This is a genomic window from Streptomyces sp. NPDC045998 (assembly GCF_056430285.1).
The window spans coordinates 273,465-297,310 of record NZ_JBWKLJ010000009.1 but is presented as its reverse complement, the minus strand read 5'-3'; the positions used below and the strand labels follow the sequence as shown (position 1 = coordinate 297,310).

The following is a 23,846-nucleotide window of genomic DNA, read 5'->3' as shown; positions in this document are numbered from 1 at the left end:
CCGGTGCATGACTGCACGGCGGCGAGGGCCCCTCGTCGCCGTACAGTCATGCGTTCACTTCTGTACCTACTGTTATGTACAGTACGATCATGAGCACTCACGACCGGCTGATCGAGGCGACGCGGGACCTGCTGTGGGAGCGGGGTTACGTCGGCACGAGCCCCAAGGCCATCCAGCAGCGGGCGGAGGCGGGCCAGGGCAGCATGTACCACCACTTCGCCGGGAAGCCCGCCCTGGCGCTCGCGGCCATCCGCCGTACCGCCGAGGAGATGCGCGCCGCCGCCGAGTCGGCCCTGGGCGGCGGCGGATCGGCGTTCGCGCGGATCGAGGCCTATCTGCGGCGGGAGCGCGACGTCCTGCGCGGCTGCCCGGTCGGACGGCTGACGATGGACCCGGACGTCATCGCCGACGAGGAGCTGCGCGCACCGGTCGAGGAGACCCTGGCCTGGCTGTGCGACCGGCTCGCCGGGATCGTCCAGGAGGGGCTCGACAGCGGGGAGTTCACCGGGCCGCTGGACCCGCGGGACACGGCGGCGGCCATCGTGGCGACCGTCCAGGGCGGCTACGTGCTGGCCCGCGCGTCAGGCTCCCCCGCCCCCTTCGACACCGCCGTGAACGGCCTGCTCACGCTGCTCACCGCCGCCCGCAGCGCCCGTACCGCCGCCTGAGGAGACCCGCACCGTGCATGCCATGCAGTACGAGATCACCCTGCCCGCCGACTACGACATGGAGATCATCCGCCGACGGGTCGCGGCGAAGGGCCACCTCCTCGACGACTTCCCCGGGCTGGGCCTGAAGGCCTACCTGATACGGGAGCGCGCCGGCGGCTCCCCCGTGAACCAGTACGCCCCCTTCTACCTGTGGACGGCGCCCGAGGGCATGAACGCCTTCCTCTGGGGCCCCGGTTTCCAGGGCATCGTCCGGGACTTCGGCCGCCCGCGGGTGCAGCACTGGACGGGCCTCTCGTACGAGGAGGGGCCCGCCGCCTCGTCGGCACCGCGTTCCATGACGCGCCGCCGGATGCGTACGGACGAGCGCGAGAGCCCTGCCGACACCGTGGCCCGGGCCCTTGAGGAGCACCGGTCACAGGCCCGCACGCAGGGCGCGGTGGCCGCCGCCCTCGCCGTGGACCCGTACCACTGGGAGCTGCTCCACGTCACGTTCTGGGCCGGGGACGCGCCACAGCCGGCGGACGGCGACGTGTACCGCGTCCTGCGTCTGTCGGCACCGGAACGGCACCGGCTGCGCCGGGGACGGCAGTGGTGAGGACGCCGCCGGCCCGGCAAGGCACCCCCTAAGGGGCATCCACCGCCGCCGTGGGGCGGCCGAGCGTGGCGAGCGGGTCGTCGAGGACCGGCTGCCACGCCAACTCCGCCGCTCCCACCAGACTGTTGTGGTCCAGGGTGCAGCCCAGGATGGGCACCACGCCGCTGCGGCCCCACAGGCTGCGGTCGGCGACCACCGCGCGGAGCCGTTCCGGGTCGGCGGCGAGGAGCTCGCGGTGGAGCCCGCCGAGGATGATCCGGTCGGGGTTGAGGATGTTGACCAGGCCGGCCAGGCCGAGGCCGAGGCGGTCGATGAGCTCCTCGGTGGCGGCCCGTACGGCCGGGTCGCCGCCCTCCGTACGGAGCAGGTCGCGGGCCTGCTGGAGCAGGGACACCTCGGGGCCCGGGTCGCGCCGTGCGGCGGTGAGGAAGGCGAGCGGATCGGTCTCGACGTCGAGGCAGCCGCGGCTGCCGCAGTGGCAGGGGCGCCCGCCCTCGGGGTGGACGGTGAGGTGACCGACCTCCAGGGCGAGGCCCGAACTGCCGGTGTGCAGGCGCCCGTCCAGGACCAGGGCCCCGCCGACGCCGCGGTGGCCGGTGGCGACGCAGAGCAGGTGCTGGGCGCCGCGGCCCGCACCGTGGCGGTGTTCGGCGAGGGCGGCCAGGTTGACGTCGTTGCCGGCGAAGGCGGGGCCCTCGATGCCCGCCTCGCGCACCTGTGCGGCGAAGATGTCGCGGACGGGTGCCCCGGCCGGCCAGGCGACGTGCAGCGGGTTGAGGGCGGTCCCTTCCGGTTCGGCGACCGCGGACGGGACGGCGAGCCCGGCGCCCACGCAGCGGCGCCCGCTCTCGCGCAGCAGCCGGGCGCCCTCCTCGACGACGGCCGCGAGCACCTGGGCCGGGTCGGCCGTGACGGTCACGCAGCCGGGGGCGGTGGCCACGATGCGGCCGCCGAGGCCCACGAGGGCGGCGCGGAAGCCGTCGGCGTGGACCTGCGCGGCGAGGGCGACGGGGCCGTTCTCGTCGACGATGAGCCGGTGCGAGGGGCGGCCCTGGGAGCCGGCGGCCGCGCCGGGGCGGGAGTCGACGCGGATCAGCCCGAGCGCTTCGAGTTCGGCGGCGACGGCGCCGGCGGTGGCCCGGGTGACGCCGAGCTCGGCGGTGAGCACGGCGCGGGTGGGCGCCCGACCGGTGTGCACCAGTTCGAGCGCGGGGCCGAGTGCGCTGCGGCCCCTGTCCAGCCGTGATCGGGTCATGGTCGCCTTGCCGTTCATGGGGGCGAGTCTCCCATGATCCAGGATGCGGACGGTCGGCCCGGTCTTGTCCAGTGCCGGTCCGCACACTGCCGCCCGCACGGTTCCGCGCACTGTTTCGGCCGGTCGTGGACGGGTACTGCGGGTGGCTGACGCACGCTGCGCGGGCGGCGCGAGGCGGGAGGTCCCATGTCACGCTCCGACACCAAGGCGGTGGTACGGGCGCTGCTCGACGAGCGGGCGCGCACGTACGCGGAGGAGGCCGGGATCCACCTGAAGGACACCCCACAGCCGCTGTACCGGCTGCTGGTGCTGGCCCATCTGCTGAGTGCCCGCATCCGCGCCGACATCGCGGTCGCGGCGGCGCGCGCCCTGTTCGCCGCCGGGATGAAGGACGCGCGGCACATGCGCGACGCGACCTGGCAGCAGCGGGTGGACGCGCTCGGAGAAGGCGGCTACCGCCGGTACGACGAGCGGACGGCCACCCAGCTGGGGCAGGTCGCCGAGCTCGTCCTCGACGCGTACGGCGGTGATCTGCGCCGGATGCGCGAGAAGGCGGGCGGCGACCTGGACCGGTTGCGCGCGCTGCTGCAGGAGGCGCCGGGCATCGGCCCCGCGGGGGCGGACATCTTCCTGCGGGAGGTGCAGGGCGTCTGGCCGGACGTGGCGCCGTACCTGGACGGCAAGACGCTGGACGGCGCGCAGCGGCTGGGCCTGCCGACGGACCGCGAGGAGCTGGCCGGCCTGGTCGGAGAGGCGGATCTGCCGGCTTTCGCCGCCGCGCTGGTGCGCGCCGCGCTGGACAAGGACGTCGTCGAGGGCGTCCGCGAGACAGTCAACGAGACCTGACCTAGGGAGGACCGGATGAGCACCGCCGACCGCGGCGAACTTCCACTGCCCGACTACGACCAGTTGCCCGTCGGAGCGCTGGAGCACCGCATCCGGGCGCTCAGCGGCGAGCAGATCGACCAGCTGGTGCACTACGAGCACGCGCACGCCGACCGCCCCATGGTCGTCCAGGTCCTGACAGCCCGCAAGCACCAGCTGGAGCAGGGGGCTACCCCGTCCGGCGGTGATCCGGGCGCGTTCCAGCCCGAACATCCGGGCAAGGCCCAGGCCGGTTCGCCGGTCTCGCCCTCGGGCTCGCCGCAGCCGATCCACCCGCCGCCGCACGGCACGCCGTTCCAGTCCGGCAAGCCGAAGGGGAACATGGAACGGCCCTGAGGCCGTGAAACCGACCCCGGGGCCGCGGAACCGACCCTGAGGTCGCGGAACAGACCCTGAGGCCGTGGAACTCCGGCCCTAGGTCGCGGAACGACGCCGAAGCCGTGGCACAGCCCCCACGGCGCGAGCCGCCCGGACCGGCATGGTTGTACGCCGGTCCGGGCGGCCCCTATGCTGACTTTGTGCCGCACCTAAACAAACTACGGACGGCCGTTCCGGGGGACTCAGGCGGAGACACCGCCGCACGCTCCCTGATCCGCCTCCGCACCGCCCTGACCTTGTTCTTCGCCCTCGACGGCTTCCTCTTCGCCGGCTGGGTGGTCCGCATCCCCGCGATCAAGGAGCAGACCGGCTCCTCCCCGAGCGACCTCGGGCTCGCCCTGCTGGGCGTGTCGGCCGGCGCCGTCCTGACCATGACCCTCACCGGCCGACTGTGCCGCCGCTTCGGCGCCCACCCCGTCACGGTCACGGCCGGTGTCCTGCTCTCGCTGAGCATCGCGCTGCCGCCGCTGACCCACTCGGCGCTCGCCCTCGGCCTGGTGCTGCTGGTCTTCGGCATCGCGTACGGCGGCATCAACGTGGCGATGAACAGCGCCGCCGTCGAGCTGGTCGCCGCCCTGCGCCGCCCGGTGATGCCCAGCTTCCACGCCGCCTTCAGCCTCGGCGGCATGCTCGGCGCCGGGCTCGGCGGGCTCGTCGCGGGCGGCCTCGCGCCGCGCACGCACCTGCTGGCCCTCACGGCCATCGGGCTCCTGGTGACCGCCGCGGCCGGTTCCGTGCTGCTGCGCCACCCGTGCCCCGCACCGGCGGAGGCGCTGCCCGCCGACGGGCCCACACCACGGCGCATGGACGGCCGGACACGCGGCCTGGTCACGGTCTTCGGGCTGATCGCGCTGTGCACCGCGTACGGGGAGGGCGCGATGGCCGACTGGAGCGCGCTCCACCTGGAGCAGGACCTGCACGCCCATCCGGGCGCCGCGGCCGCCGGATACTCCCTCTTCGCGCTCGCCATGACCGCCGGACGCCTCTCCGGTACGGCCCTGCTGCAGCGGCTCGGCCAGACCCGGACGCTGGTGGCGGGCGGGGCGGCCGCAGCCGCCGGGATGCTGCTGGGCGCGCTCGCGCCGACGGTGTGGCTCGCGCTGCTGGGCTTCGCGGTCACGGGGCTCGGCCTGGCGAACATCTTCCCCGTGGCGGTGGCGCGCGCGGGCGCGCTGGCCGGCGCTGGCGGCGTGGCCGCCGCGTCCACGCTCGGTTACGGCGGCATGCTGCTGGGGCCGCCGGCGATCGGGTTCCTGGCCGACTGGTTCTCGCTGCCGCTCGCGCTGACGACGGTGGCGATGCTGGCCGCCGGGGCGGCGCTGATCGGGTACGCGGTACGCGACGCGTCGGCGCGGGAAATTACCGGGCCGGGCGTTCGTGGTCGCTGACACAATCCCCGCATGGAGATCACCGAGTACCTCGAAACCCTGGCCCGCGACGGCCGGTTGATGGCCGAGGCCGCCGAGAAGGCGGGTCCCGACGCGCCCGTGCCGCCCTGTCCCGGATGGCGCGTACGGGACGCCCTGCGGCACACCGGCGTGGTGCACCGCTGGGCCACCGCGTTCGTCGTGGCGGGGCACACCGCCTTCCAGCCCATGGGCGATGAGCCCGACCTGGACGGCGAGGAGCTCGTGGCGTGGTTCCGCGAGGGCCACGGGCTCCTCGTGCGGGCGCTGTCGGACGCGCCCGACTCCCTGGAGTGCTGGACCTTCCTGCCCGGGGCGTCCTCGGCGCGCGGCTTCTGGTCGCGGCGCCAGGCGCACGAGACGGCCGTCCACCGGGTGGACGTCCAGGTGGCGCTCGGCGACGCGGCGCCCGGCACGGTGGACCCGATGGACCCGGTGTTCGCCGCCGACGGGATCGACGAGCTGCTGTGCGGCTTCCACGCGCGGGAGAAGAGCCGGGTGCGTACACCGGAACCGGCCGTCCTGCGCGTACGGGCGACGGACACCGGCGATGTGTGGACCGTACGGCTGTCGGCGCAGCCGTCGCGGGCGACGCGGGGCGACGACGGGGGCGCGGCCGACTGCGAGCTGAGCGGCCCGGCGGAGCGGCTGTACCTGACCCTGTGGAACCGGCTGCCGCAGAGCGCCGTGACCGTCACGGGCGACGAGCGCCTGGCGCGGCTGTGGCGGGAGACCTCCGCCGTCGTCTGACGGCCGGCGCGCTCAGGCCCGGCAGGCGGGCCCCTCGGAGGCACCGGGCTGTCCCGCGGCCAGCGCCCGGCCGAGCACCGCACGCTGCAGGGGCAGCACCTCGGCGTGCCGGGCTCGGCCCAGGTCCGTCAGGGCGACCTCGACTCCGCGCCGGTCCTGGCTGCACATGCCGCGCGTGACGAGGCCCTCCTTCTCCAGGCGGGCGACGAGCCGGGACAGCGCGCTCTGGCTGAGGTGCACGCGGGACGCGAGCTCCTGGACGCGGTAGGAGGACCCGGTCCCCTCGGCCGCGGCGTCGGCCAAGGCGTCGAGAACCTCGAAGTCGCTGGCGCCGAGGCCGTAGGGGTGCAGCTCGCGGTCGAGCTCGCACGTCGTACGGGCGTGCAGGGCACGCACGCCGTGCCACTGCTCCACGAGCGCGCGCTCGGAGTTCGTCGCAGCCATGGGCCCACGTTAGCAAGGGGGGACCTTCGTTGCAACGGAATTAAATGCACTTGCATTCAATGCAAGCGCATGGAACTCTGCTCCGCATGACCTCTCCGCTCACCGCTTCGTCCCCCGCGCCTCAGGAGCGCTGGACCCCGCGGCTGTGGGGCACCCTGCTGGTGCTCTGCGCCGCGATGTTCCTCGACGCCCTCGACGTCTCCATGGTCGGCGTCGCCCTGCCGTCGATCGGCGCCGACCTGGGCCTGTCCACCGCCACCCTGCAGTGGATCGTCAGCGGCTACATCCTCGGCTACGGAGGCCTGCTCCTCCTGGGCGGCCGGGCCGCCGACCTCCTCGGCCGCCGCCGCGTCTTCCTGATAGCGCTGGCCGTCTTCGCGCTCGCCTCACTGCTCGGCGGTCTCGTCGACTCCGGCCCGCTGCTGATCGCCAGCCGCTTCATCAAGGGCCTCAGCGCCGCGTTCACCGCGCCCGCCGGACTCTCGATCATCACCACCACCTTCAAGGAGGGGCCGCAGCGCAACCGGGCCCTGTCCATCTACACGACCTGCGCCGCCACCGGCTTCTCCATGGGCCTGGTGCTCTCGGGCCTGCTCACCGAGCTGAGCTGGCGCTGGACGATGCTGCTGCCCGCGCCGATCGCCCTCGTCGCCCTTGTCGTCGGCCTGCGGATGATCCCGCACAGCGACCGCGAGGACACCCGCGGCGGCTACGACCTGCCGGGCGCCGTCACCGGCACGGCCGCGATGCTGCTCCTGGTCTTCACCGTCGTCGAGGCGCCCGAGGCGGGCTGGGCGTCCGCCCGCACGCTGCTGTCGTTCCTGGCGGCCGCCGTCCTGCTCGCCGCCTTCGTGGCCATCGAGCGGCGCACCGCGAGCCCGCTGCTGCGGCTCGGCGTGCTGCGCTCCGGCTCGCAGCTGCGGGCCCAGCTCGGCGCGGCCACGTTCTTCGGCTCGTACGTCGCCTTCCAGTTCATCGTGACGCAGTACATGCAGGGGCTGCTCGGCTGGAGCGCGCTGCAGACCGCGCTCGCCTTCCTGCCGGCCGGCCTGCTGGTGGCGCTCTCCTCCACCAAGGTCGGTGACGTGGTGGACCGGTTCGGTACGCCGCGGGTGATCGCGACCGGCTTCGCGCTGCTCGTCGCCTCGTACGCCATCTTCCTCCAGGTCGACCTCACCCCCCGGTACGCGGCCGTCGTCCTGCCGTCGATGCTGCTGCTGGGCGCGGCGTGCGCGCTGACCTTCCCGTCGCTCAACATCCAGGCGACGAACGGCGTGGACGACGACGAGCAGGGCATGGTCTCCGGCCTGCTGAACACCTCCGTCCAGGTGGGCGGCGCCGTCTTCCTCGCCGTGGTGACGGCCGTGATCACGGCCGGCGGCGCCGAGGGCGGCTCCCGGCAGGCGGTTCTCGACAGCTTCCGGCCCGGGCTGGTGGTGGTCACCGCCATCGCGGCCGTGGGCCTGCTCATCACCCTGACCGGTCTGCGCCGCGGTCGTACGCCGCAGCCGTCGGTCGTGATCGCCAAGTCGGCGACGCCGGCGAGCCCGGAAGCGGTGGAGGCCGCGGAGACCGCCACCGTACGGAACTGACGCCACGACAGGGACGCGCGGCCGGTGGGCAATCCCCTTGCCCACCGGCCGCCCGCTTGTGAGACTGCCGGTCATGGGGACCAGGACGCAGGCACAACGCGACGCCATGACCGTCGAGATCGGCTACGCCCTGCTGACCGGCGTCTTCGTCGCGGCAGGGCTCTTCTGCCTGGTGGCGGCCCCGGTGATCGCCTTCGACCTGGACGGCGGCGCCGAGCGCTCGGTGCTGGTCGCGGCCGCCGGCACCGCCTGCCTGGGGTTCGTGGCCCGCGTCGTACGCGTGCTGTGGCGGTTCGGCGCCGGCAGGCCGAGCGGCCCAGAGGCGTAGGCCGGTACGCCGCGTGCTCCCCTCACGCGGCGGCATGGCGCTCAAGGCGACGCGGTGCCGGAGGCCCCGTCGGGTCGGACGGCGGGCGCTCCATGCGGTGGCCCCAGCGGGTCAGGGCGGCGGGCAGGACGACGACCGCTCCTGTTGGCCGGCGGCACGGGCTCCTGCGGCATACATCGCTCCGGCGACGCGGTGGCGGCGTAGGCCCTGCGGGCCGGGCCCGGCGTGGGGCGGCGGCCCGGGCGGCCGGGATCTCGCCGCTCCGGGTGCGCCGCGCGATGCGCGCGGGCGTAGCGATGGCCTTCGTCGGGAAGGCCGGGAAGGCCCTCACGGCCACGAGCGCGACCGGACACACCCCCTGTGGGCGGACGGGTTCAGGTCAGGTTCAGCCCGCCATCGAGAACGATCACCTCGCCCGTCACGTACGAGCCGGCGATCAGCGACGCCACCAGCTCGGCCACGTCGACGGGCTGCGCCGGGCGGCGCATGGGCGCGTGCTCCCGCCACAGTTCGTGTGCCTGCGTCCAGTCCTTCGTCATCGGCGTGTCCACCAGCCCCGGCGCGACCGCGTTGACCCGCACGTCGGGGCCGAGCGCGGCCGCGAGCAGCCGGGTCACGTGGTTCAGCGCGGCCTTGCTCGCCGCGTAGGGCACCGACGCGCCCTTGGGGCGCACCCCGGCGTGGCTGGTGATGTTCACGATGCTGCCACCGCCGGGAGACCTGCGCAGCGCCGGAAGTGCCGCCGTGCACAGCACCCAGGGCGCGATCAGGTTGACCTCCAGCAGGTGCCGCCAGTCGGCCGGTGTCGCCGCGGCGAGGTCGTCGTGCGGGATCCGCCGGCTGACGCCCGCGTTGTTCACGAGGACGTCCAGCCGCCCGTACCGGCCGAGTGCCGCCTCGACCAGCCCCCGGGCCTCCTCCTCCACCGCCAGGTCCGCCTGTACGTACGTCCCGCCGAGCTCGGCCGCCAGCGCCTCCCCGGCCTCCGCGCTGTGTCGCGAGTGCACGACGACCCGCGTCCCGTCCATGGCCAGCCGCCGCGCGATGGCCTGGCCGATGCCCGACGTGGACCCGCTGACCAGGGCGACGGGCGCATCCGCTTGTTCGATCCTCATGCCGGCGGATCATGTCACGGCGGCCGTCGCGCCCCGCCCCGCCCGCCGCGAGAACGGGGCCCACGCGACAGCCCCCCCCTCGCGTCAGCCCTCGATGCGGCGGTCCAGGGCGTCCAGGGCGCGGCGCGCCACCCCGTGGGAGCGGATGATCCCGGCCAGCGTCGTCACACCGCGGGTGATGTCCGCGAAGGCGTGCCACGCCGGACGGAAGCCGGTGATCGCCGCGTGCAGCAGACCGGGGCGGCGCTCGAACAGCGTCAGCATCCGCCGGCCGACCGCCATCTCCACGCCCAGCCCCGACTTGATGGCGAACGCGTAGTTCAGCGCCTGCCGCCGCGCGTCCACCGCGTCGTGGGACTCGGCGATCCGCACCGCCCACTCCCCCGCGAGCCGCCCGGAGCGCAGCGCGTACGAGATGCCCTCGCGGGTCCACGGCTCCAGCAGCCCGGCCGCGTCGCCGCACACCAGCACCCGGCCCCGCGACAGCGGTGAGTCGTCGCTGCGGCAGCGGGTCAGGTGGCCCGAGGAGAGGGCCGGTTCGAAACCGGCGAGCCCGAGGCGGGCGATGAAGTCCTCCAGGTACCGCTTGGTCGCGCCGCCCTCGCCGCGCGCCGAGATCACACCCACGGTGAGGGTGTCGCCCTTGGGGAACACCCAGCCGTAGCTGCCGGGCATCGGACCCCAGTCGATGAGCACCCGCCCCGCCCAGTCCTCCGCGACCGTCGGCGGCACCGGGATCTCCGCCTCCAGCCCCAGGTCGACCTGGTCGAGCTTCACGCCGACGTGGGCTCCTATGCGGCTGGCGCTGCCGTCCGCGCCGACGACCGCCCGCGCGAGCACGACCTCGCCGTCGGCCAGGACCACGGCGACCGTGCGCCGGTCCGGCACGGTGGTGCCGTGCTGTTCGACGCGCGACACCGTGGCACCCGTACGCAGCTCGGCGCCCGCCTTCTGGGCGTGCTCGACCAGTGCGGCGTCGAACTCCGCGCGGTTGACCAGCCCGAACAGCATGCGCCTGGAGCGGCGCGTCCGCGTGAAACGGCCGTTCATCGAGAACGACACGGCGTGCACCCGGTCCTGGAGCGGTAGCTCGAAGCCGGGTGGCAGCGCGTCGCGCGAGGGGCCGATGATGCCGCCGCCGCACGTCTTGTAGCGGGGCAGCTCCGCCTTCTCCAGGAGCAGCACCCGGCGGCCCGCGACGGCCGCCGCATAGGCCGCGGAGGCCCCGGCCGGCCCCGCCCCGACCACGACGACATCCCACACCGGCGCGGAGTGCTCGTTACCGGCGTCTGCGTTCTCGCTGCTCACGATGTGCTTCTGCTCCTGTCCCGACGTCCGGCCGATCCCGGCCCGTGCCCATGATCTCGATCGCATCCTACGGCTCGGGCTCACGCCACCCCCTGTGGGAGGATCGGTCGTGCGTTCGCCCGTACATGCAACGGTCACCACCGTCAGTCCAACGTCGCACCTACCAGGAGCGTGCCCATGTCCGCCAGCACCACCGACCCGACCGCCGCGCCGATCGCCGAGACCGTCGCCTCCCTCATGCCCCGCGCCAAGGCGGAGCTCGCGGAGCTGGTGGCGTTCCAGTCGGTGGCGGACCCGGCGCAGTTCCCGCCGAGCGAGTGCGAGGCCGCGGCGGCCTGGGTGGCGGACGCCCTGCGCGCGGAGGACTTCCGGGACGTGGCCGTCCTGGACACCCCGGACGGTTCGCAGGCGGTGTACGGGTACCTGCCCGGTCCGGCGGGCGCGCCGACGGTCCTGCTGTACGCGCACTACGACGTGCAGCCGCCGCTGGACCTGGCCGGCTGGGTCACTCCGCCGTTCGAGCTGACCGAGCGCGAGGACGGCCGCTGGTACGGCCGCGGCGCCGCGGACTGCAAGGGCGGCGTGATCATGCACCTGCTCGCGCTGCGCGCCCTCAAGGCGAACGGCGGGATACCGGTCGGCGTCAAGGTCGTCGTCGAGGGCTCGGAGGAGCAGGGCACGGGCGGCCTGGAGCGGTACGCCGAGGAGCACCCGGAGCTGCTGGCGGCGGACGCGATCGTGATCGGTGACGCGGGGAACTTCCGCGCCGGTCTGCCCACCGTGACGGCGTCGCTGCGCGGGATGACGATGCTGCGCGTCCAGGTGGACACGCTGGAGGGCAACCTCCACTCGGGGCTGTTCGGCGGGGCCGCGCCGGACGCGCTGGCCGCCCTCATCCGCGTTCTGGACTCGCTGCGCGCCGAGGACGGTTCGACGACGGTGGACGGGCTGGCGGCGGACGGCCGGTGGGAGGGGCTCCGGTACCCGGAGGAGGACTTCCGCAAGGACGCGAAGGTGCTCGACGGGGTGGAGCTGATCGGTCACGACGCGGTCGGCGACCGCCTGTGGGCGCGTCCGGCCGTGACCGTCATGGGCATCGACTGCCCGCCCGTGGTCGGGGCCACGCCGTCCGTGCACGCCTCCGCGCGGGCGCAGATCAGCCTGCGGGTGCCGCCGGGCCAGGACGCCGCGGAGGCGACGAAGCTGCTGGCGGCGCACGTGGAGGCGCACACGCCGTGGGGTGCGCGGGTGTCGGTGGAGCAGGTGGGGCAGGGGCAGCCGTTCCAGGCGGACGTCACGAGTCCGGCGTACACCTCCATGGCGGAGGCGCTGCGGGCGGCCTACCCGGGTCAGGAGATGCAGGCGGCGGGCATGGGCGGCTCCATCCCGCTGTGCAACACGCTGGCCGCGCTCTACCCGGAGGCGGAGATCCTGCTCATCGGGTTGAGCGAGCCGGAGGCGCAGATCCACGCGGTGAACGAGAGCGTGTCGCCGGAGGAGCTGGAGCGGATGTCGGTCGCGGAGGCGTGCTTCCTGGTCAACTACGCCCGCTCCAAGCGCGGCTGAGCCGTCCCGGCCGGCCGCGAGCGGAAGCCGCGCACAGCGGAAGGCCGGGGCGCGGGCCCGGATCTGCACACGCCGGGCCGCACGCCCGGCTCGACCGCGGTCCATCGCCGCGCCACGGCGGCGGTGCCGTGCGCGGCGGCCTGGACGGCCTGAGCCGTGCCGGCGAAGCAGCGCCCGCCCGGCCGCCTGTCCGGGCCCGCCGCTCAGCCCACCGGGACGCCCGCCTCGAGGTTCAGCACGGTGCCGCGTTCGCGGGCGCGCAGGGCCCAGCGGAGGCGTTCGTACCGGACCGGGGGCAGCAGGCCCGAGGCCTCCTCCTCGGTGACGAAGCGCCAGCCGCGCAGTTCGGCTCCGGGCAGCAGGACGCCGGCGGCCTGGGCCCCGGTGAGGCGGCCGCCGTCGAAGAGGAGGCGCAGGCCGCCGTAGCCGGGCGGGCGGGGCGGTTCCCAGTCGACGAGCAGCAGTTTCGGTACGGCGTCGAGTTCGAGCCCTATCTCCTCGGTGACCTCCCGCATGCCGGCCCGGGCCGGGGGCTCGCCCGGCTCCACGACCCCGCCGGGGAACTCCCAGCCGGGCTTGTAGGTGGGGTCGACGAGCAGCACGCGGTCCTGTTCGTCGAAGAGCAGCACCCCGGCCGCGAGCGTCTCCCCGGTCGGCTCCGGCGTCTGCACGATCTCGCACGCGCCGACCGCCTCGCCGCGCACCGCCTCGGCGATCGCCGCGGCCGTCTCGTACGGAGTGAGGCCGCTGTTGTCGACGGCGTACGCGTCCGAGCCCAGCCAGCCGCCGAGTGCGGCGCGGTAGGGCTCGATGTGGGCGTACGCCCACTGCCGTACGCGCTCGTTGCCGTCCGGGTCGCCGTCGAACTCCCGGCGCTCGGCGATACGCCTGCGCAGGATCGTTTCGTCCTGTGTCAGTACGACATGGTGGACGGCGATGCGACGGGAGGCGAGCCCGCCGAAGATCTCGTCGCGGTACTCCTGTCGCAGCAGGGTCATGGGTACCACCAGCACCCCGCCGACCTCCGCGAGCAGCGCGGCCGCGGCGTCGACGACCAGCCGCCGCCACATGGGCACGTCCTGGTAGTCGGTCACCTCCGCGAGACGCTTCTGCGGCAGTAGCCGGCCCAGCGCCCCGCCGATGACCTCGGGGTCGTACAAGGTGCTGTTCGGGATCAGATCGATCAGTTCGCGCGCGGTACTGGTCTTGCCCGCACTGAACGCACCGTTGATCCAGACGATCACGGCTCCCCCTCCTCCGTAGCCCCCAGTGGCTTTGCCCGCACCACACTGCCATGGAAACCCGCGGGCGGACAGACCGGCGTAGACAGTGTCTACGCCGGTCTGGTAGACAGCGTCTATGACGGAGACGACCTCAGGGCTGCGGGCCCGTTTGATCGAGACCGGCGTCGACCTGCTGAACAGCGAGGGGATCCCCTCCCTGACGCTGCGTGAGATCGCCCGGCGGGCGGGGGTGTCGCACGGCGCACCGCGCCGCTACTTCCCGACCCACCTGGCCCTGCTGTCGGCCATCGCCCGGGAGGGCTTCGCCGAACTGGCCGAGAAGGTGGGTGCGGCCCTCAGCGCCGACGGGGCGGCGGCTGCCGCGCCTCGGGAGCGGCTCCTGGTCCTGGGGCGCGTGTACCTGGACTTCGCGCGGACCCACCCCGGCATGTTCGAGCTGATGTTCCGCCACGACCTGCTGGAGAGCGGCGAGCTGGGTCTGCGCGAGACGACGCTCCCCCTCTTCGACGTACTCGTGGACCTGGTCGGCCGCGCGCACCCCCGGAAGGAACCGGCGCCGACGGTCGTCGCGGGCGCACTGTGGGCGAACCTGCACGGCATCGCGCAGTTGTGGCGCTGGGGCAGTCTGCCTCTCGCGACCGGCTGCGACGACGTGGAGCCGCTGCTGCGCGCCGCGCTCGACGCGCACCTGGGCGCGGAGCCGGGACCGGAAACGGCAGCGATGACGGGGCCGGAGGGCCGGTGAACGTGCGACGCCCGCAACGGCTGATCCTCACGGGCAGCGTCTCCGGGGCGGCCATCGTCGCCCTGGACGGAACGGTGCTGACCGTCGCCCAGCCCACCATGGGGCGCGACCTGCACGCCTCCTTCACCGAGGTGCAGTGGACCAGTACCGGCTACCTCATCGCCGTGGCGAGCCTGCTGGTGTTCGCCGGACGGCTCGGCGACCGGTACGGCCACCAGCGGCTCTTCGCCGTGGGGATCCTCGGCTTCGGCGCGGCCTCGGCGGGCATCGGCCTCGCCACCGGCGTGCGCTGGGTGATCGCCCTGCGGGTCGCCCAGGGCGTCTTCGGCGCGCTGCTGCAACCGGCCACCCTCGGCATGCTGCGCGCGGCCTACCCGTCCGACCGGATCGGCCGGCCGCTCGCGCTGCGGACGGCCGCGATCGGCCTGGCGGCCGCCGCGGGGCCGGTGGTGGGAGGGGTGCTGACCACGCAGTTCGGGTGGCGGGCCGTGTTCCTCCTCAACGTCGTCCCGGCGGTCGCGATCGGCGTGGCGGCGCTCACGGTGCGCCTGCCGGAGCACGCGCCCCGGCGCGCGGTGGGGCTCGATCTGCCCGGCGCGTGCCTGCTGGCCCTCACGCTGGTGAGCCTGGTGCACACCCTCGTCGGCATCCCGGCGGCCGGCTGGACGGCGACGACGACACTGGGGCTCGTCGCGGCGGCGGCCTGCGGCGGCGCGTTCCTCGTGCACGAACGGCGTACGGCGAACCCGCTGCTGCCGCCGGAGGTCCTCGGGTCGGCGACAGTGGCCACGGCGCTCGCCGTCCTGCTGGCGGCTTCGGCGTCGCTGTTCGGCGCGCTGTTCGTCGGCACGTACCTCCTCCAGGAGGTGCTGGCCATGGACCCGCTGGGCAGCGGCCTCACGGCACTGCCCCTGGCCGTGATGATGGTCCTGAGCGCGGCGGTCGCGGACCGGCTGATGCGCCGCCTCGGGCCGCGCCGGTCGACCGTGTCGGCGATGGCGCTGCTCAGCCTCGGGGCCCTGGCCCTGTCCTGGCTCGCCGTCAGCGGAACGGAATCCGGTTACGCGGCCGGTGGTGGCTTCCTGCTCCTGGGCGCCGGCTTCGGCACGGTCATGGTCACCGCCACCGCCGTCCTCGTACGCCATGCGCCGGTCGAGTACGCCGGGGTGGCGGGCGGGTTGCAGCAGACGGCGATGAACGTCGGGCCCGCGCTCGGCGTCGCCATGGCGACCACGGTGACGGCCCTGACCGCGCCGGGCGGCGAGGACGGCAGCGGCGCGCCGCAGTCGGCGTGGGCGGCCGAGGGCTTCACCACCGCGATCGGCGTGACGCTCGCGGTTCTCGCGGCCGTCGCCGCGGCCGGGGCGCTGTGCGCGACGACGCTGCCCGCGGGCAGGAGCGGGAGCGCAAGCGACCGGCCGGGGCGCGGAAGCCCGGCCGGGAGCCGCGCGAGCGCCGGCGCCGACATCGGCGCTCGCGCTCGGGCTCGGGCTCGGGCTCGGGCTCGGGCTGAGGGCCGGTAACGGCCTACGGGCAGCTGGGCGTGGGGGTCAGTTCCGCGACACCGGCGAACGGGATGTCGATGCCCCGCCCCTGGACCTGGATGCGGAGGCTCCCGTCGCCTCCGCCCGGGGCCAGGGTTCCGCAGAACGTACCCGCCGACGTCGTCACCCGCAGCAGGTGTCCGGACGGCGCGGCGGGCTCGGACCGGGGCTCGGGCGAGGGCCACCATGCCGAGGCCGCCGCCGTGGCGACCAGCACGACGGCCACGAACGTCAGGGTCAGTCCGGCGCGCAGCCGGCGAGCCGCCCGCCCCTGCGCCTCAGCCGGGCCCTCCGGCCCCGCCCCCACCGCCACCGTCCCGGGCAGCGGCCATGCCACGCGCGCCACCAGGTACGTCGCCCAGCACGCCACGGCGAGCGCCACCAGGACCAGGATGCCCGCCGCCTCCTCGACGGCGCGCGGCGCCGCCGATCCGCTGCCGCCGCCGCTGCCGCTGCCGCTCTTGAGCACCCCGCAGATGCCGATGAATCCGAAGACCGCGAGCTGGACGGTGTGCCAGCCACGCGCGGAGGTCTGCAGGTCACTCATGTCGCGAATGTTACTCTCTGTGCTGATATCAGCACCTTGTGTCATGAGCAGCTCGCCCCTTGAAGGGCGGTTCGACGGGAGCGCGCGTGAAGATCGCCTGCGTCGGCGGAGGGCCCGCCGGTCTCTACTTCGCCCTCCTCATGAAACGGCTCGATCCCTCCCATGAGGTCACCGTCCACGAGCGCAACCCGGCCGGTTCGACGTACGGCTGGGGGGTGACGTACTGGCCGGGACTGCTCGACAAGCTGTACGCGCACGACCCCGCCTCCGCACGCGCCATCGCCGAGCACTCGGTCCGCTGGAGCGGCGGCGTCGCGCACATCCGCGACGCGACCACGGCCCACCACGGCGACGAAGGCTTCGGCGTCGGCCGCCACCACCTCCTCGACGTCCTCGCCGACCGCGCCCGGGACCTCGGCGTACGGCTGGAGTTCGAGGACGAGGCGGTGGCGGACCCGGGAGCCGGCGGACCGCTGTCCGACGCGGATCTGATCGTCGCCGCCGACGGGGTGCACAGCACGCTGCGCGACCGCCACGCCGGCCACTTCGGCACCGAGGTGGCCGTGGGGCGCAACATGTACGTCTGGCTCGGCACCACCAAGGTCTTCGACGCCTTCACCTTCACCTTCGTGGAGACCGGGCACGGCTGGATCTGGTGCTACGCCTACGGATACGGCGAGGACCGCAGCACCTGCGTCGTCGAGTGCTCGCCCGAGACCTGGCGGGGCCTCGGCCTGGACCGGGCGAGCCATGCCGAGGGGCTGGCGCTGCTGGAGGAGCTGTTCGCGAAACCGCTGGACGGCCACCGGCTGATCGGCCGGGCGCACCCCGACGGCAGCGCGCAGTGGCGGAACTTCCGCACCGTCACGAACCGGACGTGGTACCGCGACAACCTCGTCCTGGTCGGCGACGCCGCCCACACCACGCACTACTCCATCGGCGCGGGCACCACGCTGGCGCTGGAGGACGCGATGGCGCTGGCGGGAGCGCTGCACGCGTCACCCGCGCTCCAGCCGGCCCTCGCCCGCTACGAGCGGGAACGACAGGCGGCCCTCCTCCCCCTCCGCAGCGCCGCCCGGTACAGCGCACAGTGGTACGAGAACCTGCCGCGGTACGTGAACCTGGCGCCGCCGAGGATGTTCGCGCTGCTGGGCCAGCGGCACTCGCCGCTCCTCCCGCACGTCCCGCCCCAGCTGTACTACCGGCTCGACCGGGCGGCCGAGCGGCTGGAGGCGCTGCGCAGGCTCAAGCGGTGGCTGGGGCCGCGGGTCGCGGGCACGCTGCAGGCCGCCCGGTCCCGGTAGCCCCGCCCCGGTACGTGACCGCCGGGCCCCTCAGCCGCTGAGGCTCGCCGCCGTGGCCGCCGTCCCGGACGGCCGGTGCGGGGCGGCCGCCGCCGCGGCGCCCAGCAGCCCCGCGTCGGTGCCCGTGAGCGCCGGGGCCACCGTCAGGCGGCGTACGAAGGAGAGGGTGGCGTAGTCGCCCAGGGCCCGCCGCAGCGGCGCGAACAGGACCTCGCCGGCGCCCGCCACTCCCCCGCCGATCACCGCGACCTCGATCTCGACGAGCGTCGCGGTGGCGGCTATCCCCGCGGCGAGGGCCTGGGCGGCGCGCTCGAAGGACGCGACGGCGACCGGGTCCCCGGCGCGCGCGGCGGCGGCCACCGCGGCGGCCGTGGCGTCGCCGTCGGGGCCGGGCCGCCAGCCGTTGCCGAGGGCTCGGCGGGCGATGTTGGGGCCGCTGGCGATCCGTTCGACGCAGCCGCGCGACCCGCACGGGCACGGGTCCCCGTCCAACTCGACGCTGATGTGGCCGATGTGGCCGGCGTTCCCGGTGGGGCCCGCGTGGAGCCGGCCGCCCAGGACGAGTCCGCCGCCGACGCCGGTCGAGACCACCATGCAGAGCGCGTTGTCGTGGCCGCGGGCGGCCCCCTGCCAGTGCTCGGCCGCGGTCATCGCCACACCGTCCCCGACGAGGTGGACGGGCAGGCCGCCGGTCGCCCGGCGCACCCGCTCGACGAGGGGGTAGTCGCGCCAGCCGGGAACGTTGACGGGGCTGACCGTACCGGCGGAGGCGTCGACCGGACCCGCGCTGCCGATGCCGACCGCCGTGACGGCGGCCCACAGCGGTGAGGCGGTGAGCTGGGCCAGGACCGCCTCGACGGCGCGCATCACCGTCTCGCCGTCCTCACGCGCCGGGGTCGGCCGCTGGGTCCGTACGAGAATCCCGCCGTCGCCGTCCACGAGGGCACCGGCGATCTTGGTGCCTCCGATGTCGAGCGCGGCGGTGATGTCCGAGTGCATCGGCGTGTGGTCCCCCGTGAGAGCTGTCAGTTACCGGCGCGTACCTACGCGTACCCGCGAGTACCTGCGAATACAGACCTTGTTCAAGAAGAGTCTGCCTCAGCGCACCCGCGTTGACAACGTTGTCCAGGGCCTATGCTCGACGCCAACAGGCTGATACACCCGTCCATCTCACTATCCGAACACTCGTCTCACCCGACCCTCCGACCGTCGGACCATCACATCCGGCCCCCCACGCCAAGACCGGACTCCGACCCCGACCCCGACTCCTCCGACCCTCCGACCCTCCGACCCTCCGACCCTCCGACTTTCCGACGATGACGACAGGAAGCAGGAAGCGCACTGTGGCCCAGATCGCCCGCCGCCCCGACCACCGCTACGGCACCCGGCCCACCATGAAGGACGTGGCCGCCCGCGCGGGTGTCGGACTCAAGACCGTCTCCCGCGTGGTGAACGGCGAGCCGGGCGTCACCCCCGACACCGAACGCCGCGTCCAGGAGGCCATCGAGGCGCTCGGCTTCCGCCGCAACGACAGCGCGCGGGTGCTGCGCAAGGGCCGCACCGCCTCCATCGGGCTGGTCCTGGAGGACCTCGCGGACCCGTTCTACGGGCCGCTCAGCCGTGCCGTCGAGGAGGTCGCCCGCGCCCACGGGGCTCTCCTGATCAACGGCTCCAGTGCGGAGGACCCGGACCGGGAGCAGGAGTTGGCGCTGGCGCTCTGCGCGCGCCGCGTGGACGGGCTGATCGTGATCCCGGCCGGTACCGACCACCGGTACCTGGAGCCGGAGATCAGGGCCGGTGTCGCCACGGTCTTCGTGGACCGCCCGGCCGGGCGCATCGACGCCGACGTGGTGCTCTCCGACAGCTTCGGCGGCGCCCGCGCGGGCGTGGCGCACCTGATCGCGCACGGGCACCGCCGGATCGGTTTCATCGGCGACCAGCCGCGCATCCACACCGCCGTGGAGCGGCTGCGCGGCTACCGGGCGGCGATGGAGGACGCGGGGCTGGCGGTGGACGACTCCTGGGTCTCGCTCGGCTCGACCGAACCGGAGCGCGTGCGGGGCGCGGTCGCCGCGATGCTGGCCGGGCCGGAGCCGGTGACGGCGCTGTTCGCGGGCAACAACCGCGTGACGGTGACGGTGGTACGGGAGCTGGCCGGGCGCCCGCACCCGGTGGCGCTGGTCGGTTTCGACGACATCGAGCTCGCCGACCTGCTGGGCATCACCGTCATCGCGCAGGACGCGGCGGCGCTGGGCCGCACGGCGGCGGAGCGGCTCTTCCGGCGGCTGGACGGCTCGGACGACGCCCCGGCGCGAGTGGTGCTGGAGACGACGCTGATCCCGCGCGGCTCGGGCGAGATCGCGCCACCGTCGTCCTGACGGGAGCCGACCGCTCGCCGTCGCCGCCAGGGTCGCCGCGTCGTGAGGGGCGTACGGGAGCTCCGTGGCGGCGGTGTGGCCCCCTTTCGCGCGTTCCGGCGGGGGCCACCGTCACGTTCCGGGGAGCGGGTCCTGGTCGACGGCGTGCTCGGGCGGGGCGGGTGGCCGGCGGTTGGGGTCGCAGGCGGCGCCGTAGCCGTTCAGGCGGGAGGCCGGTGTGGTGAGTTCACGGCCGCAGCGTCGGCAGTAGCGGTGTCGGTAGCCGGTTGCGGGGTCGTCGACGAGGGTGGGCTGCCGGGGTGTGTGGTGAGGGGCCATGGAGTCGAGTGTGCAGCCTGGTGCCGACCGGGGGGAACGGCCGCAGACGCTCCCCTCTCGCCGCGCGGCGCTCTGCCCGTACTCCTCGACTCCACGTGAGTCGCACCCTCACTGGCAGCGGCGACGAGCTTCCCGTACCGCTCGGCCGATGGCCGGTCAGCACACCGGCAGGCCGGGCACCGGCGCGTCGTTGTCACCGCCCTGGATGTAGACGTCGCTCACCCACACGCCGGCGTTGCCGCTGTCGTCGTCCGTCTTGGCCCACCACACGTTGGTCCACTCTCCGTGGGTCTCGCGGCGGCCGAGGTTCGACTGGCAGAAGAAGTAGTTGGTGCCGGCGTTGAGGACACCCGCCTCGCTGCCGTCGGCGCGGTACGACTTCGCCCTGGCCCACACCTGGCAGTTGTACTTGCCGCCGCCGATGGAGTGGCACACGGGTGCGGGGGCGGGCGCGGAGGAGGGCGCGGGGTCCGCCCCGCCGCCCCCGCCCGTGTCCGTACCCCCGCCCGTGCCGCGCGTGGGCGGCTTGCGCGTCGGCGCGGGCGACGGGGAGGCGTCGGGCGCCTTCCCGGACGGGGCGCCGGACGCCGGCGTGGCGGCGGACTCCGACGGCTCGGCGTCGTCGCCCGGTGTCGTGGCGGCGGAGGGTGACGCCCCGGCGCCCTGGTCGAGCGCGCGACCGGGGTCGCGCGTACCGGACGTGGGATCGGCCTGACCGCCCACCAGCGCCTGTCCACCCGTCGGCTGGTCGCGCTCCATGAGGACGTACGTCACGCCTCCGCCCGCCAGCAGGACGGCCGCGGTCGCCACGGCGACGAGGAGCCTGCCGCGGCTCTTGCGACGCGCCGCCGCACGCTCCGCCCGCCCGGCCACCGGAACGGCCGTCGGAGCGGCCGACGGCCCCGGTATCGGCCCAGGCCCAGGCCCCGGTACCGCACCCGCCGCCGACACCGGTGCCGGCACCGGACCCTGGCCCGCCGCGGGCGGCGGGCCGAAGCCCTGCGGCCGGTGCGGCACGGCGTTCAGCTCGGTGGGCACGTACGCCGGCGGGGGCGCCGTCCGCGGCGCCCGCCCCTCCCCCACTTCCGCGAGCAGCCGTGCCGCCGTCGCCGCGTCCGGGCGCCGCGCGGGGTCCTTGTCCATGAGCAGTCGCAGTACGGGGCCGAGGGCCCCCGCGCGCTGGGGCTCGGGCAGCGGCTCCGCGACGATCGCGCTGAGCGTCGACCACGTCGACGTACGGCGGAAGGGCGAGGAGCCCTCGACCGCCGCGTACAGGGTGGCGCCGAGCGCCCAGATGTCGGAGGGGGGTCCCGGCTCGTGGCCCTGGGCGCGCTCGGGGGCCAGGTAGTCGAGCGAGCCGACGATCTCGCCGCTGCGCGTGAGGTGGGCGGTGGAGCCGTCGCCGGGGTCGTCCATGGCGGCGATGCCGAAGTCGGTCAGCACGACGCGGCCGGTGCGGTCCAGCAGGACGTTGCCCGGCTTGACGTCGCGGTGCAGCACGCCGACGGCGTGGGCGGCGCCGAGCGCCTCCATGACGCGGGCCCCGATCGAGGCGGCCTCACGCGGGTCCATGACGCCGCGCTCGGCGAGCACGTCGTCCAGGGAGGGCCCGTCGACCAGTTCCATGACGATGACGGGCCGGCCCTCGTGGTCGGCCACGTCGTGGACGGCGATCACCCCGGGGTGGCGTACGCGCGCGGCGGCCCGGGCCTCGCGCTGCATCCGCAGCCGCAGGTCGGCGAGCTCGTGCCCCGAGGAGTCCGTGTATGTACGGAGCTCCTTGAGGGCCACTTCGCGGCCCAGCACCTCGTCGAGCGCGCGCCAGACGACGCCCATGCCGCCGCGGCCGAGCTGCCGGATGACCCGGTAGCGCCCGGCGATCAGTTCGTTCTCCCCCGAAGACACCGCTGGCCCGTCCCCTGTGTCGCGATTCCCGTCCGAATACGCGTACAGAGTACGGGCCGGCGGTGACAGCCCCGGCGCCTAGTGGGCCGTGGCCGTCAGATCCCCGCGCCGCGGAGCGGCGAAGCCGTCCAGGTCGGCGCGGGAAAGTCCGGTGATCCGGGCGACCTCGTCGGTGTCGAGGGCGCCGCAGTCGATGCCGCGCAGCAGGTAGGAGCTGAGGGCCTTGGCGGTGGCGGGCTCGTCCATGACGTCGCCGCCGGCGTGGTTGGCGTACGCGGCCAGGCGCTTGGCGGCCTGCTCGAAGCCCTCGCGGTAGAAGGCGAAGACGGCGGCGTAGCGGGTCGGGAGGTGGCCCGGGTGCATGTCCCAGCCCTGGTAGTAGGCGCGGGCCAGGGCGCGGCGGGTGAGGCCGTAGTGGAGGCGCCAGGCGTCGTGGACCTTCTCGGTGGGGCCGACCGGGAGGACGTTGGTGGAGCCGTCGGAGACGCGTACGCCGGTGCCGGCGGCGGCGACCTGCATGATCGCCTTGGCGTGGTCGGCGGCCGGGTGGTCGCTGGCCTGGTAGGCGGCGGAGACGCCGAGGCAGGCGCTGTAGTCGAAGGTGCCGTAGTGGAGGCCGGTGGCGCGGCCCTCGGCGGCGTCGATCATGCGGGCGACGGTGGCGGTGCCGTCGGCGGCGAGGATGGCCTGGCTGGTCTCGATCTGGATCTCGAAGCCGAGGCGTCCGGCGTCGAGCCCGTGGGCCTTCTCGAAGGCCTCCACGAGCCGGACGAAGGCGCTGACCTGCTCGGCGTAGGTGACCTTGGGGAGGGTGAGGACGAGGCCTTCGGGCAGGCCGCCGCGCTCCATGAGACCGGTGAGGAAGACGTCGGTGGTGCGGATGCCGCGGTCGCGTACGGCGGCCTCCATGCACTTCATGCGGATGCCCATGTACGGGGCGGCGGTGCCCTGCGCGTACGCCTCCGAGATCAGGCGGGCGGCGCGGGCGGCGTCGGCGTCCTCGTCCTCGCCCCCGTACCCGTCCTCGAAGTCGACGCGCAGGTCTTCGATGGGCTCGCGCTCCAGCTTGGCCCGTACGCGCGCGTGGACGTCGTCGGCGAGCTCGTCGGAGAGGCCGAGGACGGCGGCGAGGGAGGCGGCGTCGGGGGCGTGCTCGTCGAGCATGGCGAGGGCCTGGTCGCCCCAGGAGCGGATGGTGCCCGCGTCGAAGACCTCACCCGGCACGTACACCGTGTGGACGGGCTGACGGGTGCCGGGGTCGCCCGGGTAGCGGCGGGCGAGCTCCTCGTCGACCGAGACGAGGGAGGCGCTGATGCCCTCGCTGACCGCTCCGGCGAGGCTCGTCGCCACCTTCTCCTGCTGACCCTGACCCATTCCCACACCCTCCACTTTCCACTACACGGAAACAACAATCCGTATGGTGAAGTTAATGGGTGTCCGTGACCTGCGTCAATGGTCCCTCCAACGGGCCGGGGGGGGGGGGGGGGGGGGGGGGGGGGGGGGGGGGGGGGGGGGGGGGGGGGGGGGAGGGGGGGGGTTGTTTTTCGGGGTGGCGAGTGTTTTTGTAT

General features: G+C 74.5%; 23 protein-coding genes. 13 read left to right on the top strand and 10 right to left on the bottom strand.

Going from position 1 to position 23,846, the window contains the following annotated elements:
• The first annotated feature begins 74 nt into the window (after window positions 1–74).
• Both AC07FJ_RS26410 and AC07FJ_RS26405 read left to right on the top strand, forming a co-directional pair.
• Window positions 75–668, top strand: coding sequence for a TetR/AcrR family transcriptional regulator (locus AC07FJ_RS26410; protein WP_479051779.1), 594 nt, complete (start codon window positions 75–77; stop codon window positions 666–668).
• Window positions 669–681: 13 nt separating this feature from the next.
• Window positions 682–1,266, top strand: coding sequence for a DUF4865 family protein (locus tag AC07FJ_RS26405; RefSeq protein ID WP_479051778.1), 585 nt, complete (start codon window positions 682–684; stop codon window positions 1,264–1,266).
• Window positions 1,267–1,294: 28 nt separating this feature from the next.
• Here the strand turns inward: AC07FJ_RS26405 and AC07FJ_RS26400 are convergent, their stop codons facing one another.
• Window positions 1,295–2,539: an ROK family protein gene (locus tag AC07FJ_RS26400; RefSeq protein ID WP_479051777.1), complete on the bottom strand. Its 1,245-nt coding sequence runs from the start codon at window positions 2,537–2,539 to the stop codon at window positions 1,295–1,297.
• A 168-nt stretch (window positions 2,540–2,707) separates the two neighbouring features.
• Here AC07FJ_RS26400 and AC07FJ_RS26395 point away from each other — a divergent pair, with 168 nt between their 5' ends.
• The 4 genes from AC07FJ_RS26395 (at window position 2,708) to AC07FJ_RS26380 (ending at window position 5,940) form a co-directional block, all read left to right on the top strand.
• Entirely contained in the window at window positions 2,708–3,367 is a 660-nt protein-coding gene (locus AC07FJ_RS26395) for an HhH-GDP family DNA glycosylase (RefSeq protein ID WP_479051776.1), read from the top strand.
• Window positions 3,368–3,382: 15 nt separating this feature from the next.
• Complete coding sequence (locus AC07FJ_RS26390; protein WP_355360653.1) at window positions 3,383–3,742, top strand: DUF8129 domain-containing protein; 360 nt, start codon at window positions 3,383–3,385, stop codon at window positions 3,740–3,742.
• 182 nt (window positions 3,743–3,924) lie between these two features.
• Window positions 3,925–5,172, top strand: a complete 1,248-nt coding sequence (locus tag AC07FJ_RS26385) for an MFS transporter (protein WP_479051775.1) — start codon at window positions 3,925–3,927, stop codon at window positions 5,170–5,172.
• 12 nt (window positions 5,173–5,184) lie between these two features.
• Window positions 5,185–5,940, top strand: coding sequence for a maleylpyruvate isomerase family mycothiol-dependent enzyme (locus AC07FJ_RS26380; RefSeq protein WP_479051774.1), 756 nt, complete (start codon window positions 5,185–5,187; stop codon window positions 5,938–5,940).
• A gap of 12 nt (window positions 5,941–5,952) precedes the next feature.
• On the opposite strand, the gene AC07FJ_RS26375 is transcribed toward AC07FJ_RS26380, so the two are convergent.
• On the bottom strand, window positions 5,953–6,384 hold the full coding sequence (locus AC07FJ_RS26375) for a MarR family winged helix-turn-helix transcriptional regulator (RefSeq protein ID WP_468291791.1): 432 nt from the start codon (window positions 6,382–6,384) through the stop codon (window positions 5,953–5,955).
• Between the two features lie 86 nt (window positions 6,385–6,470).
• Here AC07FJ_RS26375 and AC07FJ_RS26370 point away from each other — a divergent pair, with 86 nt between their 5' ends.
• Together AC07FJ_RS26370 and AC07FJ_RS26365 are read left to right on the top strand one after the other, a co-directional pair.
• Window positions 6,471–7,976: an MFS transporter gene (locus AC07FJ_RS26370; protein ID WP_479051773.1), complete on the top strand. Its 1,506-nt coding sequence runs from the start codon at window positions 6,471–6,473 to the stop codon at window positions 7,974–7,976.
• A gap of 73 nt (window positions 7,977–8,049) precedes the next feature.
• Entirely contained in the window at window positions 8,050–8,304 is a 255-nt protein-coding gene (locus AC07FJ_RS26365; RefSeq protein WP_479051772.1) for a DUF6332 family protein, read from the top strand.
• Between the two features lie 374 nt (window positions 8,305–8,678).
• Here the strand turns inward: AC07FJ_RS26365 and AC07FJ_RS26360 are convergent, their stop codons facing one another.
• Both AC07FJ_RS26360 and AC07FJ_RS26355 read right to left on the bottom strand, forming a co-directional pair.
• On the bottom strand, window positions 8,679–9,419 hold the full coding sequence (locus AC07FJ_RS26360) for an SDR family NAD(P)-dependent oxidoreductase (protein WP_479051771.1): 741 nt from the start codon (window positions 9,417–9,419) through the stop codon (window positions 8,679–8,681).
• Window positions 9,420–9,503: 84 nt separating this feature from the next.
• Entirely contained in the window at window positions 9,504–10,727 is a 1,224-nt protein-coding gene (locus tag AC07FJ_RS26355; protein ID WP_479051770.1) for a geranylgeranyl reductase family protein, read from the bottom strand.
• A gap of 177 nt (window positions 10,728–10,904) precedes the next feature.
• Here AC07FJ_RS26355 and AC07FJ_RS26350 point away from each other — a divergent pair, with 177 nt between their 5' ends.
• A complete protein-coding gene (locus AC07FJ_RS26350; RefSeq protein WP_479051769.1) occupies window positions 10,905–12,293 on the top strand; it encodes a M20/M25/M40 family metallo-hydrolase in 1,389 nt (462 codons plus the stop codon).
• A gap of 203 nt (window positions 12,294–12,496) precedes the next feature.
• On the opposite strand, the gene AC07FJ_RS26345 is transcribed toward AC07FJ_RS26350, so the two are convergent.
• Window positions 12,497–13,537, bottom strand: a complete 1,041-nt coding sequence (locus AC07FJ_RS26345) for an NUDIX hydrolase (protein ID WP_479051768.1) — start codon at window positions 13,535–13,537, stop codon at window positions 12,497–12,499.
• A 115-nt stretch (window positions 13,538–13,652) separates the two neighbouring features.
• Between AC07FJ_RS26345 and AC07FJ_RS26340 the strand changes: the two genes are divergently transcribed.
• Window positions 13,653–14,282, top strand: coding sequence for a TetR/AcrR family transcriptional regulator (locus tag AC07FJ_RS26340; RefSeq protein WP_479051767.1), 630 nt, complete (start codon window positions 13,653–13,655; stop codon window positions 14,280–14,282).
• Window positions 14,279–15,805 carry an MFS transporter gene (locus AC07FJ_RS26335; RefSeq protein ID WP_479051766.1) on the top strand — a complete coding sequence of 509 codons (1,527 nt, stop codon included), beginning with the start codon at window positions 14,279–14,281 and terminating at the stop codon, window positions 15,803–15,805. The genes AC07FJ_RS26340 and AC07FJ_RS26335 overlap by 4 nt, the downstream gene beginning before the upstream one ends.
• Window positions 15,806–15,809: 4 nt before the next feature.
• Here AC07FJ_RS26335 and AC07FJ_RS26330 read toward each other — a convergent pair whose 3' ends face one another.
• Complete coding sequence (locus tag AC07FJ_RS26330; protein ID WP_479051765.1) at window positions 15,810–16,373, bottom strand: hypothetical protein; 564 nt, start codon at window positions 16,371–16,373, stop codon at window positions 15,810–15,812.
• Window positions 16,374–16,459: 86 nt separating this feature from the next.
• Here AC07FJ_RS26330 and AC07FJ_RS26325 point away from each other — a divergent pair, with 86 nt between their 5' ends.
• Window positions 16,460–17,677: an FAD-dependent monooxygenase gene (locus tag AC07FJ_RS26325; protein ID WP_479051764.1), complete on the top strand. Its 1,218-nt coding sequence runs from the start codon at window positions 16,460–16,462 to the stop codon at window positions 17,675–17,677.
• 30 nt (window positions 17,678–17,707) lie between these two features.
• Here AC07FJ_RS26325 and AC07FJ_RS26320 read toward each other — a convergent pair whose 3' ends face one another.
• On the bottom strand, window positions 17,708–18,676 hold the full coding sequence (locus tag AC07FJ_RS26320) for an ROK family protein (protein WP_479051763.1): 969 nt from the start codon (window positions 18,674–18,676) through the stop codon (window positions 17,708–17,710).
• Between the two features lie 317 nt (window positions 18,677–18,993).
• On the opposite strand from AC07FJ_RS26320, the gene AC07FJ_RS26315 reads away from it, so the two are divergent.
• Window positions 18,994–20,055, top strand: coding sequence for a LacI family DNA-binding transcriptional regulator (locus tag AC07FJ_RS26315; RefSeq protein WP_479051762.1), 1,062 nt, complete (start codon window positions 18,994–18,996; stop codon window positions 20,053–20,055).
• Between the two features lie 111 nt (window positions 20,056–20,166).
• Here the strand turns inward: AC07FJ_RS26315 and AC07FJ_RS26310 are convergent, their stop codons facing one another.
• From AC07FJ_RS26310 to AC07FJ_RS26300, 3 genes are all read right to left on the bottom strand, one after another.
• The gene (locus tag AC07FJ_RS26310; protein WP_479051761.1) at window positions 20,167–20,373 is read right to left on the bottom strand and encodes a DUF6011 domain-containing protein; all 207 of its coding nucleotides are present in this window, start codon (window positions 20,371–20,373) and stop codon (window positions 20,167–20,169) included.
• A 156-nt stretch (window positions 20,374–20,529) separates the two neighbouring features.
• Window positions 20,530–22,278, bottom strand: coding sequence for a serine/threonine-protein kinase (locus AC07FJ_RS26305; protein ID WP_479051760.1), 1,749 nt, complete (start codon window positions 22,276–22,278; stop codon window positions 20,530–20,532).
• A gap of 78 nt (window positions 22,279–22,356) precedes the next feature.
• Entirely contained in the window at window positions 22,357–23,652 is a 1,296-nt protein-coding gene (locus tag AC07FJ_RS26300) for a DUF6986 family protein (protein ID WP_479051759.1), read from the bottom strand.
• Window positions 23,653–23,846: the final 194 nt, after the last annotated feature.

Coding starts and splice junctions, on each gene's coding strand:
- AC07FJ_RS26410 (WP_479051779.1), top strand. CDS start 75: ATGTACAGTACGATCATGAGCACTCACGACCGGCTGATCGAGGCGACG.
- AC07FJ_RS26400 (WP_479051777.1), bottom strand. CDS start 2,539: ATGAACGGCAAGGCGACCATGACCCGATCACGGCTGGACAGGGGCCGC.
- AC07FJ_RS26395 (WP_479051776.1), top strand. CDS start 2,708: ATGTCACGCTCCGACACCAAGGCGGTGGTACGGGCGCTGCTCGACGAG.
- AC07FJ_RS26390 (WP_355360653.1), top strand. CDS start 3,383: ATGAGCACCGCCGACCGCGGCGAACTTCCACTGCCCGACTACGACCAG.
- AC07FJ_RS26380 (WP_479051774.1), top strand. CDS start 5,185: ATGGAGATCACCGAGTACCTCGAAACCCTGGCCCGCGACGGCCGGTTG.
- AC07FJ_RS26375 (WP_468291791.1), bottom strand. CDS start 6,384: ATGGCTGCGACGAACTCCGAGCGCGCGCTCGTGGAGCAGTGGCACGGC.
- AC07FJ_RS26370 (WP_479051773.1), top strand. CDS start 6,471: ATGACCTCTCCGCTCACCGCTTCGTCCCCCGCGCCTCAGGAGCGCTGG.
- AC07FJ_RS26365 (WP_479051772.1), top strand. CDS start 8,050: ATGGGGACCAGGACGCAGGCACAACGCGACGCCATGACCGTCGAGATC.
- AC07FJ_RS26360 (WP_479051771.1), bottom strand. CDS start 9,419: ATGAGGATCGAACAAGCGGATGCGCCCGTCGCCCTGGTCAGCGGGTCC.
- AC07FJ_RS26350 (WP_479051769.1), top strand. CDS start 10,905: ATGTCCGCCAGCACCACCGACCCGACCGCCGCGCCGATCGCCGAGACC.
- AC07FJ_RS26340 (WP_479051767.1), top strand. CDS start 13,653: ATGACGGAGACGACCTCAGGGCTGCGGGCCCGTTTGATCGAGACCGGC.
- AC07FJ_RS26330 (WP_479051765.1), bottom strand. CDS start 16,373: ATGAGTGACCTGCAGACCTCCGCGCGTGGCTGGCACACCGTCCAGCTC.
- AC07FJ_RS26320 (WP_479051763.1), bottom strand. CDS start 18,676: ATGCACTCGGACATCACCGCCGCGCTCGACATCGGAGGCACCAAGATC.
- AC07FJ_RS26315 (WP_479051762.1), top strand. CDS start 18,994: ATGACGACAGGAAGCAGGAAGCGCACTGTGGCCCAGATCGCCCGCCGC.
- AC07FJ_RS26310 (WP_479051761.1), bottom strand. CDS start 20,373: ATGGCCCCTCACCACACACCCCGGCAGCCCACCCTCGTCGACGACCCC.
- AC07FJ_RS26300 (WP_479051759.1), bottom strand. CDS start 23,652: ATGGGTCAGGGTCAGCAGGAGAAGGTGGCGACGAGCCTCGCCGGAGCG.